This window comes from Mycolicibacterium agri (assembly GCF_002553505.1).
Taxonomy (GTDB): Bacteria; Actinomycetota; Actinomycetes; order Mycobacteriales; family Mycobacteriaceae; genus Mycobacterium; species Mycobacterium agri.
In genome coordinates, this window is the sequence record NZ_PDCP01000068.1 from 1 (window position 1) to 13,816 (window position 13,816).

The window sequence follows — 13,816 nt, forward strand, 5'->3', positions numbered from 1 at the left end:
TCGGCGATGCGAGCCTGCTCGGGCGTGACGACGTCCATGATCACGCCGCCCTTGAGCATTTCGGCCATGCCACGCTTGACGCGGGCGGTGCCGGTGCCCGTCTGGCCGCCTGGCCCGTTCGGTGCGGCTGCGGTTTCCACTGCTATCTCCTCCAAATGGCTACTGATCCAGTCTAAGGGTGGTGCCAAATCCAATAAATCCGCACATCAGCGGATCGATTGCAGTTGCCGCTGCGGTTCGTTTCCGTGCGCATCGGCCAGCGCGTTCGCCTCTGCCAGCAGCTCGCCGAGCTGCAACGGGTAGACGGTTTCGCCGTTGGCGACCAGTTCACCAATCATTGTCTCATCGCACCAGCGGTGGCCATGGATGTAGCGGCGCTCCAGCGCCGTGCGTCCCAACCCGGACGGCTCGAACCGCTTGGTGCGATGCACAAAGAACATCTCCTCGCTGCGGATGACCGAGCCGTTGAAGTCGATCACCGCGTCGCGTCGCCACACCGGACCGATCAACTCGGCGGCGGGCACCGTCAGCCCGGTCTCCTCTTCCAGCTCGCGCACCGCTGCCTCGATGAGCGTTTCGCCCGGCTGCACCGCTCCGCCCGGGGTGAACCACCAACGCGGCGCAGGCTGGCCGGTGCTGTCCTCGGTCGCCGGGTCGGAGCCGCAGAACAGCAGCACCGCCCCGGTTTCGTCGAGTAGAACGACCCGCGCCGAGGTGCGGCGGCTGACCACACCGATATCGCGGTCGGGCGGCTCGGCGATCTCGAAATAGGTTGGCAGTGCGGCGGTTCCGCCCAGCCGTAGCCAGCGCACCGGCCGTCGCTCACGCAGCGCGAGCGTGTCGCGCACGGCGTCGTTGTGGAACCGGCGGGCCAGCATCACGCGCGCCTCGGCGTCGGCGAGTTCGGCGACCAGGGCCGCGGGCAACGATGTCGGATCGACCAGCGACAGCGCCGCGGACAGCTCGTTCTCGGCGATCTCCCTGCTGGCCCGCGGCGCATGCTCGGCGGCGTCGGCCAGCTTGGCCAGCCGTTTGCCCTCGGGCCCTGCCCCATAGGCGTCGACGGCGACGGCACGCGCCACCACCGCGCGGCGGGCCAGCGCGCCGTCGAGGGCCTGCCAGGACAGGTCGTAGCGGACGTGCAGCCGGTCCAGCCGGTGCGCGGTCTGGTAGGCCCAGCCGGCGATCAGCAGCAGCGCCACCAGCAGCAGCACCAGAACTGTCACGACGATCCACGTCATCAGTCGGCCACCTGCACCTTGACCCCCGCACCGGTCACGGTCTCGTACACCCGCATTATCTGGTCGGCGACCACCGACCAGTCGTAGCGATGCACCGCCTCGCACGCGAACGCGATGTAGCGGTTGCGCAGGGCGTCGTTCTCGAGCACCTCGATCAGCCCTTCGGCGAGCGCGTCGGGGTCGTCGACCGCCACCAGCCTGCCGGCCTTGCCGTCCTCGAGCACACGGCGGAACGCGTCGAGATCGCTGGCGACCACCGCGGTGCCCGCGGCCATGGCCTCCACCAGCACGATGCCGAAGCTTTCGCCGCCGGTGTGAGGTGCGCAGTACACGTCGGCGCTGCGCATCGCCGAGGCCTTCTCCTCGTCGCTGACCTGGCCGAGGAACCGCAGATGCCCGGCCAGCTTGCCGGCCTCCTCGCGCAGCTTGTCCTCGTCGCCGCGGCCGACGATGAGGATCTCGATATCGGGGAACCGGTCGACCAGCGCGGGCAGCGCCTCGATCAGGACGGCCATGCCCTTGCGGGGCTCGTCGTAGCGGCCGAGGAACAACACCGACTTGCCCGGCCGTGGATAGCCCTCGAGCGGCTGGGCCGTCGCGAACGCCGCCACATCGACGCCGTTGGGGATCTGGACGGCGTCGGAGCCCAGCGCCTCCATCTGCCAGCGCCGGGCCAGATCCGACACCGCGATGCGGCCGATGATCTTCTCGTGATAGGGCCGCAGAATTCCCTGAAAGACGCTGAGCGTCAACGATTTCGTGGTCGAGGTGTGAAATGTCGCGACGATCGGGCCTTCGGCGGCCTGCAGCGCCAGCATCGACAGGCTCGGCGCGTTCGGCTCATGCAGGTGAAGCACGTCGAAGTCGCCCTCGAGAAGCCAGCGCTTGACCTTGCGGTGGGTGGCCGGGCCGAACCGCAATCGGGCGACCGACCCGTTGTACGGGATCGGGACGGCCTTGCCGCCCGAGATCACATAGTCGGGCAGGTCCGCGTGCGGCGACGACGGCGCCAGCACGCTCACCTCGTGCCCCTGCACGCGCATCACCTCGGCGAGCTGCAGCACGTGCGACTGAACGCCGCCGGGGACGTCGAACGAATAGGGGCACACCATGCCGATGCGCATCAGCGCTCACCCCTGAGTCTGGCCCGGCGTTCCTCGCTCAGGTCGGCCAGCCACTGCGGCTGCAGCATGTGCCAGTCCTCGGGATGGGCGGAGATGCCCTTCTCGAATTGATGCGCCAGCGCCTGCGTGATGGCCTGGACATCGCCCGACGACGTGTCCAGTCGCGGGAACACGTCGAACACCCAGGCGTCCTCGGTGTTGTAGATGTGCGCAGGGACGAGGTGCGCGCCGGTCTCGATGGCCAGCTTCGCCGGGCCTGCGGGCATCAGGGTCGGCTCGCCGAAGAATTCGACCTCGACGCCGGTGCGGGTCAGGTCGCGGTCGGCAAGCAGACAGACGAACTTGTTGGCGCGCAACCGTTCCGACAGCACTTCGAACGGCGGGCGCTCACCGCCCGTCAACGGCACGATCTCGAAGCCCAGCGATTCGCGGTAGTCGATGAACCGCTTGTACAGCGATTCCGGTTTGAGCCGCTCGGCCACGGTGGTGAATGTTCCGTAGTGCTGGACGAGCCACACGCCGGCCATGTCCCAGTTGCCGCTGTGCGGCAACGCGTAGACGGCGCCGCGGCCGTCGGCCAGCGCCCCGTCGAGGTGCTCCTGGCCGTTGAGGCAGTTGTCGAGCCTGGCGCGCAGCTTCTCCTTGTCCATCGACGGCAGCCGGAACGCCTCCCGCCAATACCGGGCGTAGGAGGCCAGCGACGCGCGGATCAAGTCGTCGGGCACCTCGCCCGGGGCCACCCGCAGCACACGCGCCAAGTTCTTGCGCAATTGCACGGGCCCGCCGTTGCGGGCGAAGTAGCGCGCGCCCGCGTCGAACATGTTGCGCGCGACGGCGTCCGGCATCGCCCGAACGACACGCCACCCCGTGGCGTACCCGAGATCGGACAGCCGGCCGCCGAGCGACAAGCCGCCCCCGGCACCGGAGTCCCCACCGCTCGCGCGTGGAGCAGAAGCATCGTCTGCCTGTCGTCCCGCCGGGGTGGTGATCACGGTCAGTCCCCCTGACCTGCGGGCGGGTGATGCTCCTTGGCTTCGGTGGTGTCGCCCGAGTCGGTCGCGCCTGTTTCGGGCTTCACGAGCGGATCCATCGCGCCGTTCGACGTTCGCACGCTGTGCACCCGCTGGCCGAGCGTGATCAGGCTGGCCACCGCGAGCACCCACACCGCGATGTGCAGTATCCACGGCAGCGGATAGAACGGCAGATCCGAAAGTCCCGCTCCGACAAGCACAATGATGAGTCGTTCCGGCCTTTCGATGAGGCCGCCCTCGCCGCTGAGCCCGGATGCCTCGGCCCTGGCCTTGACGTAGGAGATCACCTGCGACGTGACGAGGCAGATCATGATGGCGACGACGAGCGAGGTGCTGCGCAGCCCGAACGCCGCCCACCACAGCAGCCCGCAGAACACCGCGCCGTCGGCGATCCGGTCGCAGGTCGCGTCGAGCACCGCGCCGAACCGGGTGCCGCCGCCCCGCTGGCGGGCCATCGCGCCGTCGAGCATGTCGGCCAGCACGAAGAACCACACCGCCACCGAGCCCCACCACAACTGTCCGATGGGATACAGCGTCAGCGCGGCGATCACGGTGCCCGCGGTACCGATGATCGTGATGCTGTCGGGGGTAAGGCCGGCGCGCAGCGCGGCCTTGGCCACCGGCGTCGAGAGCTTCGCGTACGCCGCCCGAGTCATCAGGTAGAAGTCACTCACGACTGTCTGGCCCATTCCTTGGCGAGCAGCTCGCGCGTCTCGCGCAGCAGCTGCGGAACCGTCTTGGCGCCGCCGATGATCGTGATGAAGTTCGCGTCGCCGCTCCACCGCGGCACCACGTGCATGTGCAGGTGTTCTGCCAGCGAGCCGCCCGCCGACTTGCCGAGGTTGAGCCCGACGTTGAAGCCGTGCGGCTGCGACACCGCCTTGATGACGCGAATCAGCTTCTGGGTGTAGGCCATCAGCTCGGCGCTCTCCTCGGCGGTGAGGTCCTCGAGCTCGGACACCCGCCGATACGGCACCACCATCGAATGGCCGGGGTTGTACGGGTAGAGGTTGAGCACGACGTAGACGAGCTCGCCGCGCGCAATTACCAGACCCTCCTCGTCGGGCAGCGTGGGGATGTCGGTGAACGGCTGCTCGGACTTCCCGGACGCCGCCGACCCGCCCTTCATCGGAGCCTCGGCGATGTAGCTCATCCGGTACGGCGTCCACAGCCGCTGCAGATGGTCGGGCTCCCCCACCCCGTGGTCGACGACCGTGCGTTCGTCATTGCCGACGACCTTGTGTTCGTCGTTGTTCGTCACGTCGCAGAGCCCACCTTGACGAGATCGGCGCTCGGAGCCGCGTTTTCCCGGTTGGCGATCCAATTGGCGATCGCCTCGACCGCGTCGTCGCGGGGCACCCCGTTGATCTGGCTACGGTCACCGAACCGGAAGCTCACCGCGCCGGCTTCGACGTCGCGGTCGCCTGCCAGCAGCATGAACGGCACCTTCTGGTTGGTGTGGTTGACGATCTTCTTGGCCATCCGGTCGTCGCTGGTGTCGACCTCGACGCGGATCCCGCGCGACTTCAACTGTTCGGCAACACCTTCCAGATACGGCACATGTGCGTCGGCGACTGGTATGCCGACCACCTGCACCGGCGCCAGCCACGCCGGGAAGGCGCCTGCGTAGTGCTCGGTGAGGATGCCGAAGAACCGCTCGATCGAACCGAACAGGGCGCGGTGGATCATCACCGGCCGCTGCCTGCTGCCGTCGGCGGCGGTGTACTCCAGGTCGAAGCGCTCCGGGAAATTGAAGTCCAGCTGGATCGTCGACATCTGCCAGCTGCGCCCGAGCGCGTCCTTCACCTGCACCGAGATCTTCGGGCCGTAGAACGCCGCGCCGCCGGGATCGGGCACCAGTTCCAGTCCCGACGCCTCACCGACCTCGGCCAGCACGCTGGTGGCTTCCTCCCACATGTCGTCGGAGCCGACGAATTTCTCGGGGTCCTTGGTGGACAACTCGAGATAGAACTCGGTCAGGCCGTAGTCGCCGAGCAGATCGAGCACGAAGCGCAGCAGCGAGGTCAGCTCGTCGCGCATCTGGTCGCGGGTGCAGTAGATGTGCGCGTCGTCCATGGTCAATCCGCGCACCCGGGTCAGCCCGTGCACGACCCCGGAGAGCTCGTAGCGGTAAACGGTGCCGAACTCGAAGAGCCGCAACGGCAATTCCCGATAGGACCGCCCCCGCGACCGGTAGATCAGGCAGTGCATCGGACAGTTCATCGGCTTGAGGTAGTAATCCTGCCCCGGCTTGCGCACCGTGCCGTCGGCGTTGTACTCGGCGTCCAGATGCATCGGCGGGAACATCCCGTCGGCGTACCAGTCGAGATGGCCGGAGATCTTGAACAGCTCCGCCTTGGTGATGTGCGGGCTGTTGACGAACTGGTAGCCCGCCTCGTTGTGCTTGCGACGCGAGTAGTCCTCGAGCTCGCGGCGGATGATGCCGCCCTTGGGGTGGAAAACCGCAAGGCCGGAACCGATTTCGTCGGGGAAGCTGAACAGGTCGAGTTCGGCACCGAGCCTGCGGTGGTCGCGGCGCTGCGCCTCTTCGATCAGCTCCAGATAACGGTCGAGGGCCTCCTGCGACTCCCACGCGGTGCCGTAGATCCGCTGCAGGCTGGGGTTGTTCTGGTCGCCGCGCCAGTAGGCGGCCGAGCTGCGGGTCAGCTTGAACGCCGGAATGTACTTGGTCGTCGGGATGTGCGGGCCGCGGCACAGGTCGCCCCAAACACGTTCGCGGGTGCGGGGATTGAGGTTGTCGTAGGCGGTGAGCTCGTCACCGCCGACCTCCATCACCTCGGGGTCGCCGGACTTGTCGTCGACGAGCTCGAGCTTGTAGGGCTCGTCGGCGAGCTCTTGGCGCGCTTCGTCTTTCGACGCGTAGACGCGACGGGAGAACAGCTGGCCCTCTTTGACGATCTGGCGCATCCGCTTCTCCAGCGCCTCGAGGTCCTCGGGGGTGAACGCCGCGGGCACGTCGAAGTCGTAGTAGAAGCCGTCGGTGATCGGCGGGCCGATGCCGAGCTTGGCCTCGGGGAACATCTCCTGCACCGCCTGCGCCAGCACGTGCGCCGCGGAGTGCCGGATCACGCTGCGGCCTTCCTCGCTGTTGGCAGGCACCGGCGTCACCTCGACGTCGGAGTCGGGCACCCAGCTCAGGTCGCGCAGCCGCCCCTCGGGGTCACGGACGACGACGATGGCGTCGGGGGCGCCCCGGCCGGGAAGTCCCGCTTCGCGGACTGCCGCCGCCGCGGTCGTCCCGGCAGCCACCCTGATCGGGGCTGCTAGGGCGGTGTCGGGGGCGGCGCTCATCGGTCACTCTCCGGGGTGTGGCAGGTGTGTTTACGAACGCGACCATGCTATCGGGGCTCGTCATCAATCCCCGACCCCGATGGGGCTGTTCAGCCACGGATGTTCGACGCCGACGAGTTCGGCGGTCCAGTCCAGCGCACCCACCAGCCACAGCGTCACGGCGACGATCAACGCCGTGACCGCACCGCCGAGAATCTGCACCCACAGGCCCTGGCTGTGAAACCAGTCCATCACCTTGTCGTAGCGGTACTTGGCGTAGGCCAGCAGCCGCCGTGCCCACTCGAACTCGGTGGCCAGAATTCCCAGCCCGATGAAGACGATTGCCCAGCCGGGGCCCGGATACGGGATGGCCACGATGCCCACGCCGAGCACGGTCAGGCCCACCACCGCGACGCCGATGCGGTAGGTGAACTCGGCCTTGGGCCGCTTACGCAGCCGGTCACGCCAGTGGCCCCAGCCCCGCTTGACGGCCGACACTTTCGACCGGATGGCGGATTGGTCGTCGCTCACGGCTGGCCCGGCTTGAGCTTGACGAACAGCGCCGCCGCGTCGGAGAGCACCGCGTCGCCGTCCAGCAGGCGTCCGGCGACGAAGATCTTGCGGCCCTCGGTGCGCTCGACCTCGGCCTCGACCCGCAGGTCCTTCTGAATGGGCGCTATGTTGCGGTAGTTGACGTGTAGGTAGGCGGTGCGCTGCCCGACGCTGCGGGTGAGCCGGAACGCGGCGAAACCCAGCACCGAATCCCACATCTGAGCGACCGCGCCGCCGTGCACGGCGCCGTTGCGGCCGAGGTGATAGCGGCGGAAGCGGACGGTGCCGTCGATCGTGTTGTCGGGGGTGACGGATAACTCGGCGGGCACCTGCAGGATGTTGCCGCGGCTGGGCAGATCCATGCGTCGGCCGGACGGCGATGTCCACTCGTCGGCCTCGAACGGCGCCAGCAGCGCGCACACCGCCTCGACCATGTCGGCGGCCCTGGTGATCACGTCGTCGGGCGCGTCGACCGCCCGGGTGTGGTCCTGCAAGGTGCGGACGGCCTCGACGAAGCGGCCGTAGTCGGGTCCGCCCCGGGTGGTCGGTTCGGGCGGGTTGAACCCGCCGCCGGGATGCGCCTCGCTGGTATCGGTGGCCACCTGATCACCGTATTGCCTGTCCCGTTCGACCCGTTGCCGTGGTCAGTCGGTCTCGGCGCCGGCCTTGCTCAGCGTCTCGAACTCCTCGTCGGAGAGCTGGATCTGGGCAGCGGCCACATTCTGTTCGAGGTGGCTGACCTTCGATGTGCCGGGGATGGGCAGCATCACCGGCGAACGCTTGAGCAGCCAAGCCAGCGCCAACTGCGACGGGGTGGAGCGATGGTCGGTGGCGATGCGCTGTAACGGGCCGTCGGGTGCGGCCAGCGGCCCGGCGGCCAGCGGGAACCACGGGATGAAGGCCAGCCCCTTGGCCTCACACGCCTCGAGAACCGGTTCGGCGGTGCGGGCGGACAAGTTGTACATGTTCTGCACCGACACAATGGGCGCCACCTTCTGCGCGGCTTCCAGCTGTACGACGTCGACCTCCGAGAGCCCGATGTGGCGGATCTTGCCCTCCTGCTGCAGCGCGGCAAGTTCGCCGATCTGATCCTCGAGCGGGAACTTGTTGTCGATGCGGTGCAACTGAAACAGGTCGATTCGCTCGACGCCGAGCCGCCGCAGGCTCATCTCGACCTCCTGGCGCAGATATCCAGGGAACCCGAGCGGGATCCAGATGTCCGGGCCGGTGCGCAGCAGTCCGGCCTTGGTGGCGATGACGAGGTCGTCGGGGTAGGGCGCGAGCGCCTCGCGGATCAGTTCCTCGGACACATATGGACCGTACGAGTCGGCGGTGTCAATGAAGTTGACGCCGAGTTCCACCGCACGACGCAGCACACGGATGCATTCGTCGCGGTCGTCGGGCGGGCCCCAGACGCCCTTGCCAGTGATGCGCATGGCGCCGAAGCCGAGCCTGTTGACGGTGAGGTCACCGCCGAGGGCGAACGACCCTGCTGCTTGAGCGACGGTTGGAGTGGTCATCTGCCGACCGTACGCCCGGTGGTGCCATGGTGTGGGGGTGAGACTGGACGAATTGGCGAACCTGTCGCTGACCTACACCGAAGTCGGCGCGACGGCCGGGCCGCTGCCCGACGGGTACCACCACGTGCGCGAATCGCGGGTGATCGGCCGCGGACGCGCCCGGTTCGACGACGCGGCCGCCAAGGTCATGCGGTGGGGCATGCTGCGCGGCGCAGGGGTGCGGGTCGAGCCGAGCACCGAGATCGCCGCCGTCGGCTCGGAGGTATTGGTCGGCATCGGGCCGCTGCGCGCTCCGTGCCGCGTGGTGTACGTGATCGACGACGACGACCGCCGGGGCTTCGCCTACGGCACGCTGCCGGGCCATCCGGAGTCGGGCGAGGAGATGTTCGCCGTGCGCTACGACCCGTCCACCGGCGACGTGCACGCCGAGGTGGCGGCGTTCTCCCGGCACGCCACCTGGTGGAGCAAGCTGGGCTCCCCGGTCACGTCGCTGGCGCAGCGCGTCGTCACGAGGCGCTACCTGAGCGCGCTGTAGCGGCCGGCTGCTGCGGACGCCCAACCGCCCTGGCGGCCATGTCGAGCTGGTAGGACAGGACGGCCAGCGCGAACAGCCCGAGCGACACGTTGGCCAGCGCGCCGAATCCCTTCGTCGCGAAGTCGACCAGCGCGTTCAGCAAGGTGGACACCAGTGCGGCGTTGCGCAGCCACACCAGCGGCCACACGCCGTCGGTGCGGCGCCGGGCGATCATCGCCGGCAGTGCCATGCCCAGCGTGAGCACCGCGCTGACAAGCAGGATGACCGACGCGAGGCTCCACCCGGCGAGTTCCCGCACGACGTCCTCTTCGACGTAGTACCAGCGGCCGAGCGCGCCGCCCAGCACCCCCAACACGACGCTGAAGAATGCGCTGATCACCATGAGCCAGCCGATCACCGGCACCCACCGCGGACTGCGGAAGAAGCCGGGGATCAACCGTAATGCCTTGACCTGCAACGCATACAACCGATCCGACGCGGTGTCGGCGGACAACAACAGTGCTTGTACGCGGGCCGCGTCGTCGGGGTCGACGCCGCCGCGGCGGGCGCGCTCGACGAGGCTCAAGCCGATCTCGCGGCGCCGCACCGCCAGGCCGCGCGCGATCCCGTCGGAGGCGATCAAGGCCGCCGACGCGAGGCACTCCTGCGGGCTCAGCGGCCGGAAGTCGCGGACGACGCGGGCGCCGACAAGAATCAGCACCACGAGGATGTACATGATCTCGGGGGCGGCGCCGTAGAAGTAGTCGTTGGTCTTGGTGATGAACTTGCCGATCTCGTCGAGGAACAACCCGAACCCGATTCCGCCGAGCACCACGCACGTGACCCGGGCGCCGAGGCCCAGCATCATCCAGCCGATCAGCAGGGCAAGCATCATCAGCGCGCCGCCCCACAGCGCGTGCGCGATATGCAACTCACCGCCGCCGACCTGCGGATAACCGGTCAACTCCAGGTAGAGGCGGGTGATCAGGATGGTGCCGATGGCAATGATGATGAATGCCTCGGCCGCACCGGGTCCGGTGGCGCTGCGCGTGATCGCCCCGTGCCGATGGCGCCGTTGTATCTGCATACTCCCTCCGTTTACGCCCGCGTTAGCCTTACGCTGACTACGCCCCGACGATCGGATTGTGCACGTGAACAACAATGTCGCAGTCGATGCCACCCACCGGCGGATCGCGGAGATCGTGCAGGAGCTCTACGGGCGCCCCGACGCCGACTCCGACACCGTAATCGCCGAGCTCGCCGAGCATGCGGCGGTCGAGATTCCCGGCGCCCGGTACGCCGGTGTGACGGTGACCCGCAACGCCAAGCACATAGACACTCCGGCTGCGACGCACCGGTGGCCGTTGCTGCTCGACGAGATCCAGCAGCGTCACCGCCAGGGCCCCTGCCTGACAGCGGCGTGGGAGCAGAAGACGGTCCACGTCGCGAACCTGCAGACCGATGAGCGGTTCCCGCTGTATGCCCGAGACGCGTTGGCGCAGACCCCGATTCGCTCGGTGATGGCGTTCCAGCTGTGGATCGCCGGCGAGACGATGGGCGCGCTGAACGTCTACGCAGAAACGCCCCACGCGTTCAGCGAGGAGACCAAGGCGGTCGGGCTGGTGTTCGCGGCGCATTCGTCGGTGGCGTGGAACGCCGCCCGCCGCGACGAGCAGTTCAAGAAGGCGTTGGCCAGCCGCGACATCATCGGCCAGGCCAAGGGCATTCTGATGGAGCGCTACGGGGTCAACGCGATCCAGGCGTTCCACATGCTGCGCAAGCTGTCCCAGGACAGCAACACGCCGTTGATTCGGATAGCCACCGATCTCATCGAAAAGCAGCAGGGCACGACCGGCTGAGTGTTTCGTCTCATGTGACGGGGGCAACCCACCGGGCATGAGTGTGGAAACGAAGTCGACCAACGGTCAGTCGATCGGCGAGTTGATGAGTCAGTTGTCGACGCAGACGTCTCGGCTCGTTCGCGACGAGATGCGGCTGGCCACCAAGGAACTACAGGAGTCGGCGAAGCACGCCGGCAAGGGAGCGGGCCTGATCAGTGCGGCCGGTCTGCTCGCGGTGCTCGGGCTGATGACCGTGGTGGCGGCGGGAGTCGCCGCGCTGTCGCTGGTCCTGCCCGTGTGGGCGGCGGCGCTCATCGTGGCCGCGGTGCTGTTCATCTTCGCGGGAATCGCCGCGCTGTTGAGCCGCAAGCAGGCCCGTGAGGTGGCCCCACCGCCGAGGCAGAGCGTCGAGAGCGTCAAGGCCGACATCAATCAACTGAAAGAAGCGCGTCAATGAGCCAGCCCGAACCCGTTCGGCCGGAACCCGGCCCCGATGCCGGCATCGCCGAACTGCAGGATGACATCGCGCAGACCCGCAAAGAACTCGGCCAGACGGTCGAGGACCTGTCGGCCAAGCTCGACGTGAAGCAGCGGACGAAAGAAAAGGCCGCCGAGACCAAGGCGCGGGTCGCCGAGAAGGCGCACGCGGTGCAGCACGCCGCGATCGACGACGGGCGAGCCAAGGTGACCGTTCCGACCGCGGCCGCCGTCGTCGTCGGCATGGTCGCGCTGCTGTGGCTGATCCGGCGGCGCAGGAGCTGAAACGCTACATCTGTTTGTGCGGCACGTCGGTGACCAGTCCGCCGTCCATGACGAACTCGCTGCCCGTCGCATACGACGATTCGTCGCTGGCCAGAAACACGATGAAGGTCGAGACCTCCTCCGGTTCGGCCGGACGGCCCAGCGGGATCGTCACCATGTCCTCGGGCAGGTGTGAGGTCATCGGTGTGCGGATGAAGCCCGGGTGCACGGAGTTTACGCGAATGTTCTTGGGCGCCAATTCGAGTGCGGCCGACTTGGCCAGCCCGCGGACGGCCCATTTGGACGCGACGTACGGGTGGACGAACGGCGCGCCACGCAGCCCTTCGATCGACGACACGTTGATGATCGATCCGCCGCCCGCATCGATCATCGGCGCAACGGCTGCGCGCATGCCGAGGAACGTGCCGGTCAGGTTGACGTCGATGACCTTCTGCCACTCGGCCAGATCGAACTTCTTGAGCGGTCCCAGCGCGACGATGCCCGCGTTGTTGACAAGCACATTCAGCTTGCCGAATTCGTCGACGGCGGTGTCGACGGCGGCCTGCCACTGATCGGGCTGGGTGACGTCGAGGTGGATGTAGCGCGCGCCGTCGCCGATCTCCTCGGCCAGCGCTTTGCCCTCCTCGTCGAGGATGTCGCCGACGACGACCTTGGCGCCCTCCTTGACCAGCATCCGGGCGTGCGCGGCGCCCATGCCCCGCGCGCCGCCGCTGATGAGTGCGACCTTTCCGTCCACCCGTCCCATGCGTGTTCTCCTCTGCTGCTAGCGCCTTGTCGCACAACCTAATTGGTGGCGAACAGTCCCTTGCCGGTGATAAGCGGCAGATCCAGCGTCGTCCTGATGCCCGGTGGCGCGGCAACGACCGCGGGGATGGCGTTGACCACCCGGCCCGCGCCCGCCGCGATCGCGGCGTAGTTGTGGTCGCCCTTGCGGCTGGTCGGACAGATGTCGACGGTATAGGACGGTTCGCCGACGATCTCGACCTTGTACGAACCGCCGGGCTGTGCGGGTTGCGGCCAGTCCGGACACAGGTCTTCGCGCAGCCGGGTGACGTGGTCGATGACGATGGCGGCCTTACCTTTCACCATGCCGTGGATCTCGAACCGCAGCGCGGCCTGGCCGCCCTGCGGGATGTGGCCGGCCGCGACGTCGAACGCATCGGGCGCGGGAATCCGGGTGCAGGAGTCCTTGATCTCGTCGACCTCGATGCCGAAGCCTGCGGCCAGCTGACGGATCGTGGTGCCCCACGCCATGCCAAGTACGCCGGGCTGCAACAACATTGGCGTCTCGTTCAACGGCCAGCCGAAGCCCATCACGTCGAACATCACGGTGGAACCGTCGTAGGTGGCGTAGTCGGCGATCTCCATGCACCGCACCTGCTCGATGCTCTGGCAGGTGCTCGCGAATGCGAACGGGATCAGGTCGTTAGCGAAGCCGGGGTCGACCCCGGAGATGAACAGACTCGAATTGCCCTGTTGCGCAGCTTGTTCCACCGGCGCGATGTACTTGTCGGGCATCACGCCCCACGGGTACTGAAACACCCCGGGAGAGGTGCCGACGATGTTGATGCCTGCCGACAGGATGCGCAGCACGTCGGCGACGGCTTCGGGGATGCGGTTGTCGCCCATCGCGCAGTAGACGGCGCAGTCGGGCTTGGCGGCGAGCAGCGCGCCGAGGTCGTTGGTCGCGGCGACGCCGGTCGGGGTGTCGAGACCGGCGAGTTCGGCGGCGTCCTTGCCGACCTTCTCGTCCGACGACACCCACACCCCGGTCAACTCGAAACGCGGATCGCTGATCAGGTGGTTGAGCGCGATGCTTCCGACGTTGCCCGTGCCGATGTGTGCGACGCGGATCGCCATGGTCGTCTCCTCAAGGCCGCGGCTGGACAGCTGTCCAAGTTATCGGATGCGCGCCGAGCCGAACAAGGCTGGTCGTTGGC

At 67.8% G+C, this 13,816-nt stretch carries 16 protein-coding genes and 1 pseudogene; 4 read left to right on the forward strand and 13 right to left on the reverse strand.

Annotated elements, in window-relative coordinates:
* The 10 genes and pseudogenes from CQY20_RS25970 to CQY20_RS26015 form a co-directional block, all read right to left on the reverse strand.
* Nucleotides 1-140, reverse strand: a pseudogene (locus CQY20_RS25970) (pyridoxal 5'-phosphate synthase lyase subunit PdxS); the annotation flags it as partial.
* Between the two features lie 66 nt (nucleotides 141-206).
* Nucleotides 207-1,241: an NUDIX hydrolase gene (locus CQY20_RS25975; protein ID WP_174814634.1), complete on the reverse strand. Its 1,035-nt coding sequence runs from the start codon at nucleotides 1,239-1,241 to the stop codon at nucleotides 207-209.
* Nucleotides 1,241-2,365: a glycosyltransferase family 4 protein gene (locus CQY20_RS25980; RefSeq protein WP_097942961.1), complete on the reverse strand. Its 1,125-nt coding sequence runs from the start codon at nucleotides 2,363-2,365 to the stop codon at nucleotides 1,241-1,243. The genes CQY20_RS25975 and CQY20_RS25980 overlap by 1 nt, the downstream gene beginning before the upstream one ends.
* Nucleotides 2,365-3,273 carry a phosphatidylinositol mannoside acyltransferase gene (locus CQY20_RS25985; protein ID WP_234816424.1) on the reverse strand — a complete coding sequence of 303 codons (909 nt, stop codon included), beginning with the start codon at nucleotides 3,271-3,273 and terminating at the stop codon, nucleotides 2,365-2,367. The genes CQY20_RS25980 and CQY20_RS25985 overlap by 1 nt, the downstream gene beginning before the upstream one ends.
* Before the next feature lie 86 nt (nucleotides 3,274-3,359).
* Nucleotides 3,360-4,070: a phosphatidylinositol phosphate synthase gene (gene pgsA, locus CQY20_RS25990; protein WP_097942965.1), complete on the reverse strand. Its 711-nt coding sequence runs from the start codon at nucleotides 4,068-4,070 to the stop codon at nucleotides 3,360-3,362.
* Complete coding sequence (locus tag CQY20_RS25995) at nucleotides 4,067-4,657, reverse strand: ATP adenylyltransferase (protein ID WP_097942967.1); 591 nt, start codon at nucleotides 4,655-4,657, stop codon at nucleotides 4,067-4,069. Before CQY20_RS25995 ends, pgsA begins: the two co-directional genes overlap by 4 nt.
* Nucleotides 4,654-6,708: a threonine--tRNA ligase gene (thrS, locus tag CQY20_RS26000; protein ID WP_097942969.1), complete on the reverse strand. Its 2,055-nt coding sequence runs from the start codon at nucleotides 6,706-6,708 to the stop codon at nucleotides 4,654-4,656. Before thrS ends, CQY20_RS25995 begins: the two co-directional genes overlap by 4 nt.
* Before the next feature lie 63 nt (nucleotides 6,709-6,771).
* Nucleotides 6,772-7,218 (reverse strand): TIGR02611 family protein, encoded by a 447-nt coding sequence (locus CQY20_RS26005; protein WP_097942971.1) that lies wholly within the window; start codon nucleotides 7,216-7,218, stop codon nucleotides 6,772-6,774.
* Complete coding sequence (locus CQY20_RS26010) at nucleotides 7,215-7,841, reverse strand: PaaI family thioesterase (RefSeq protein WP_097942973.1); 627 nt, start codon at nucleotides 7,839-7,841, stop codon at nucleotides 7,215-7,217. Before CQY20_RS26010 ends, CQY20_RS26005 begins: the two co-directional genes overlap by 4 nt.
* A 42-nt stretch (nucleotides 7,842-7,883) precedes the next feature.
* On the reverse strand, nucleotides 7,884-8,759 hold the full coding sequence (locus CQY20_RS26015) for an aldo/keto reductase (protein ID WP_097942975.1): 876 nt from the start codon (nucleotides 8,757-8,759) through the stop codon (nucleotides 7,884-7,886).
* Nucleotides 8,760-8,796: 37 nt separating this feature from the next.
* Between CQY20_RS26015 and CQY20_RS26020 the strand changes: the two genes are divergently transcribed.
* On the forward strand, nucleotides 8,797-9,294 hold the full coding sequence (locus CQY20_RS26020) for a DUF1990 domain-containing protein (protein WP_097942977.1): 498 nt from the start codon (nucleotides 8,797-8,799) through the stop codon (nucleotides 9,292-9,294).
* Here CQY20_RS26020 and CQY20_RS26025 read toward each other — a convergent pair.
* Nucleotides 9,266-10,360: a hypothetical protein gene (locus CQY20_RS26025; RefSeq protein ID WP_234816422.1), complete on the reverse strand. Its 1,095-nt coding sequence runs from the start codon at nucleotides 10,358-10,360 to the stop codon at nucleotides 9,266-9,268. The genes CQY20_RS26020 and CQY20_RS26025 overlap by 29 nt on opposite strands.
* Before the next feature lie 64 nt (nucleotides 10,361-10,424).
* On the opposite strand from CQY20_RS26025, the gene CQY20_RS26030 reads away from it, so the two are divergent.
* From CQY20_RS26030 to CQY20_RS26040, 3 genes are read left to right on the forward strand one after another with little or no spacing between them, the layout of a single operon-like run.
* Entirely contained in the window at nucleotides 10,425-11,132 is a 708-nt protein-coding gene (locus CQY20_RS26030) for a GAF and ANTAR domain-containing protein (RefSeq protein WP_097943003.1), read from the forward strand.
* 37 nt (nucleotides 11,133-11,169) lie between these two features.
* Nucleotides 11,170-11,571, forward strand: a complete 402-nt coding sequence (locus CQY20_RS26035; protein WP_097942979.1) for a phage holin family protein — start codon at nucleotides 11,170-11,172, stop codon at nucleotides 11,569-11,571.
* The gene (locus CQY20_RS26040) at nucleotides 11,568-11,876 is read left to right on the forward strand and encodes a DUF3618 domain-containing protein (protein WP_097942980.1); all 309 of its coding nucleotides are present in this window, start codon (nucleotides 11,568-11,570) and stop codon (nucleotides 11,874-11,876) included. The genes CQY20_RS26035 and CQY20_RS26040 overlap by 4 nt, the downstream gene beginning before the upstream one ends.
* Nucleotides 11,877-11,880: 4 nt before the next feature.
* Here the strand turns inward: CQY20_RS26040 and CQY20_RS26045 are convergent, their stop codons facing one another.
* Together CQY20_RS26045 and CQY20_RS26050 are read right to left on the reverse strand one after the other, a co-directional pair.
* Nucleotides 11,881-12,621, reverse strand: coding sequence for a glucose 1-dehydrogenase (locus tag CQY20_RS26045; protein ID WP_097942982.1), 741 nt, complete (start codon nucleotides 12,619-12,621; stop codon nucleotides 11,881-11,883).
* A gap of 38 nt (nucleotides 12,622-12,659) precedes the next feature.
* On the reverse strand, nucleotides 12,660-13,736 hold the full coding sequence (locus CQY20_RS26050; protein WP_097942984.1) for an NAD(P)H-dependent amine dehydrogenase family protein: 1,077 nt from the start codon (nucleotides 13,734-13,736) through the stop codon (nucleotides 12,660-12,662).
* Nucleotides 13,737-13,816: the final 80 nt, after the last annotated feature.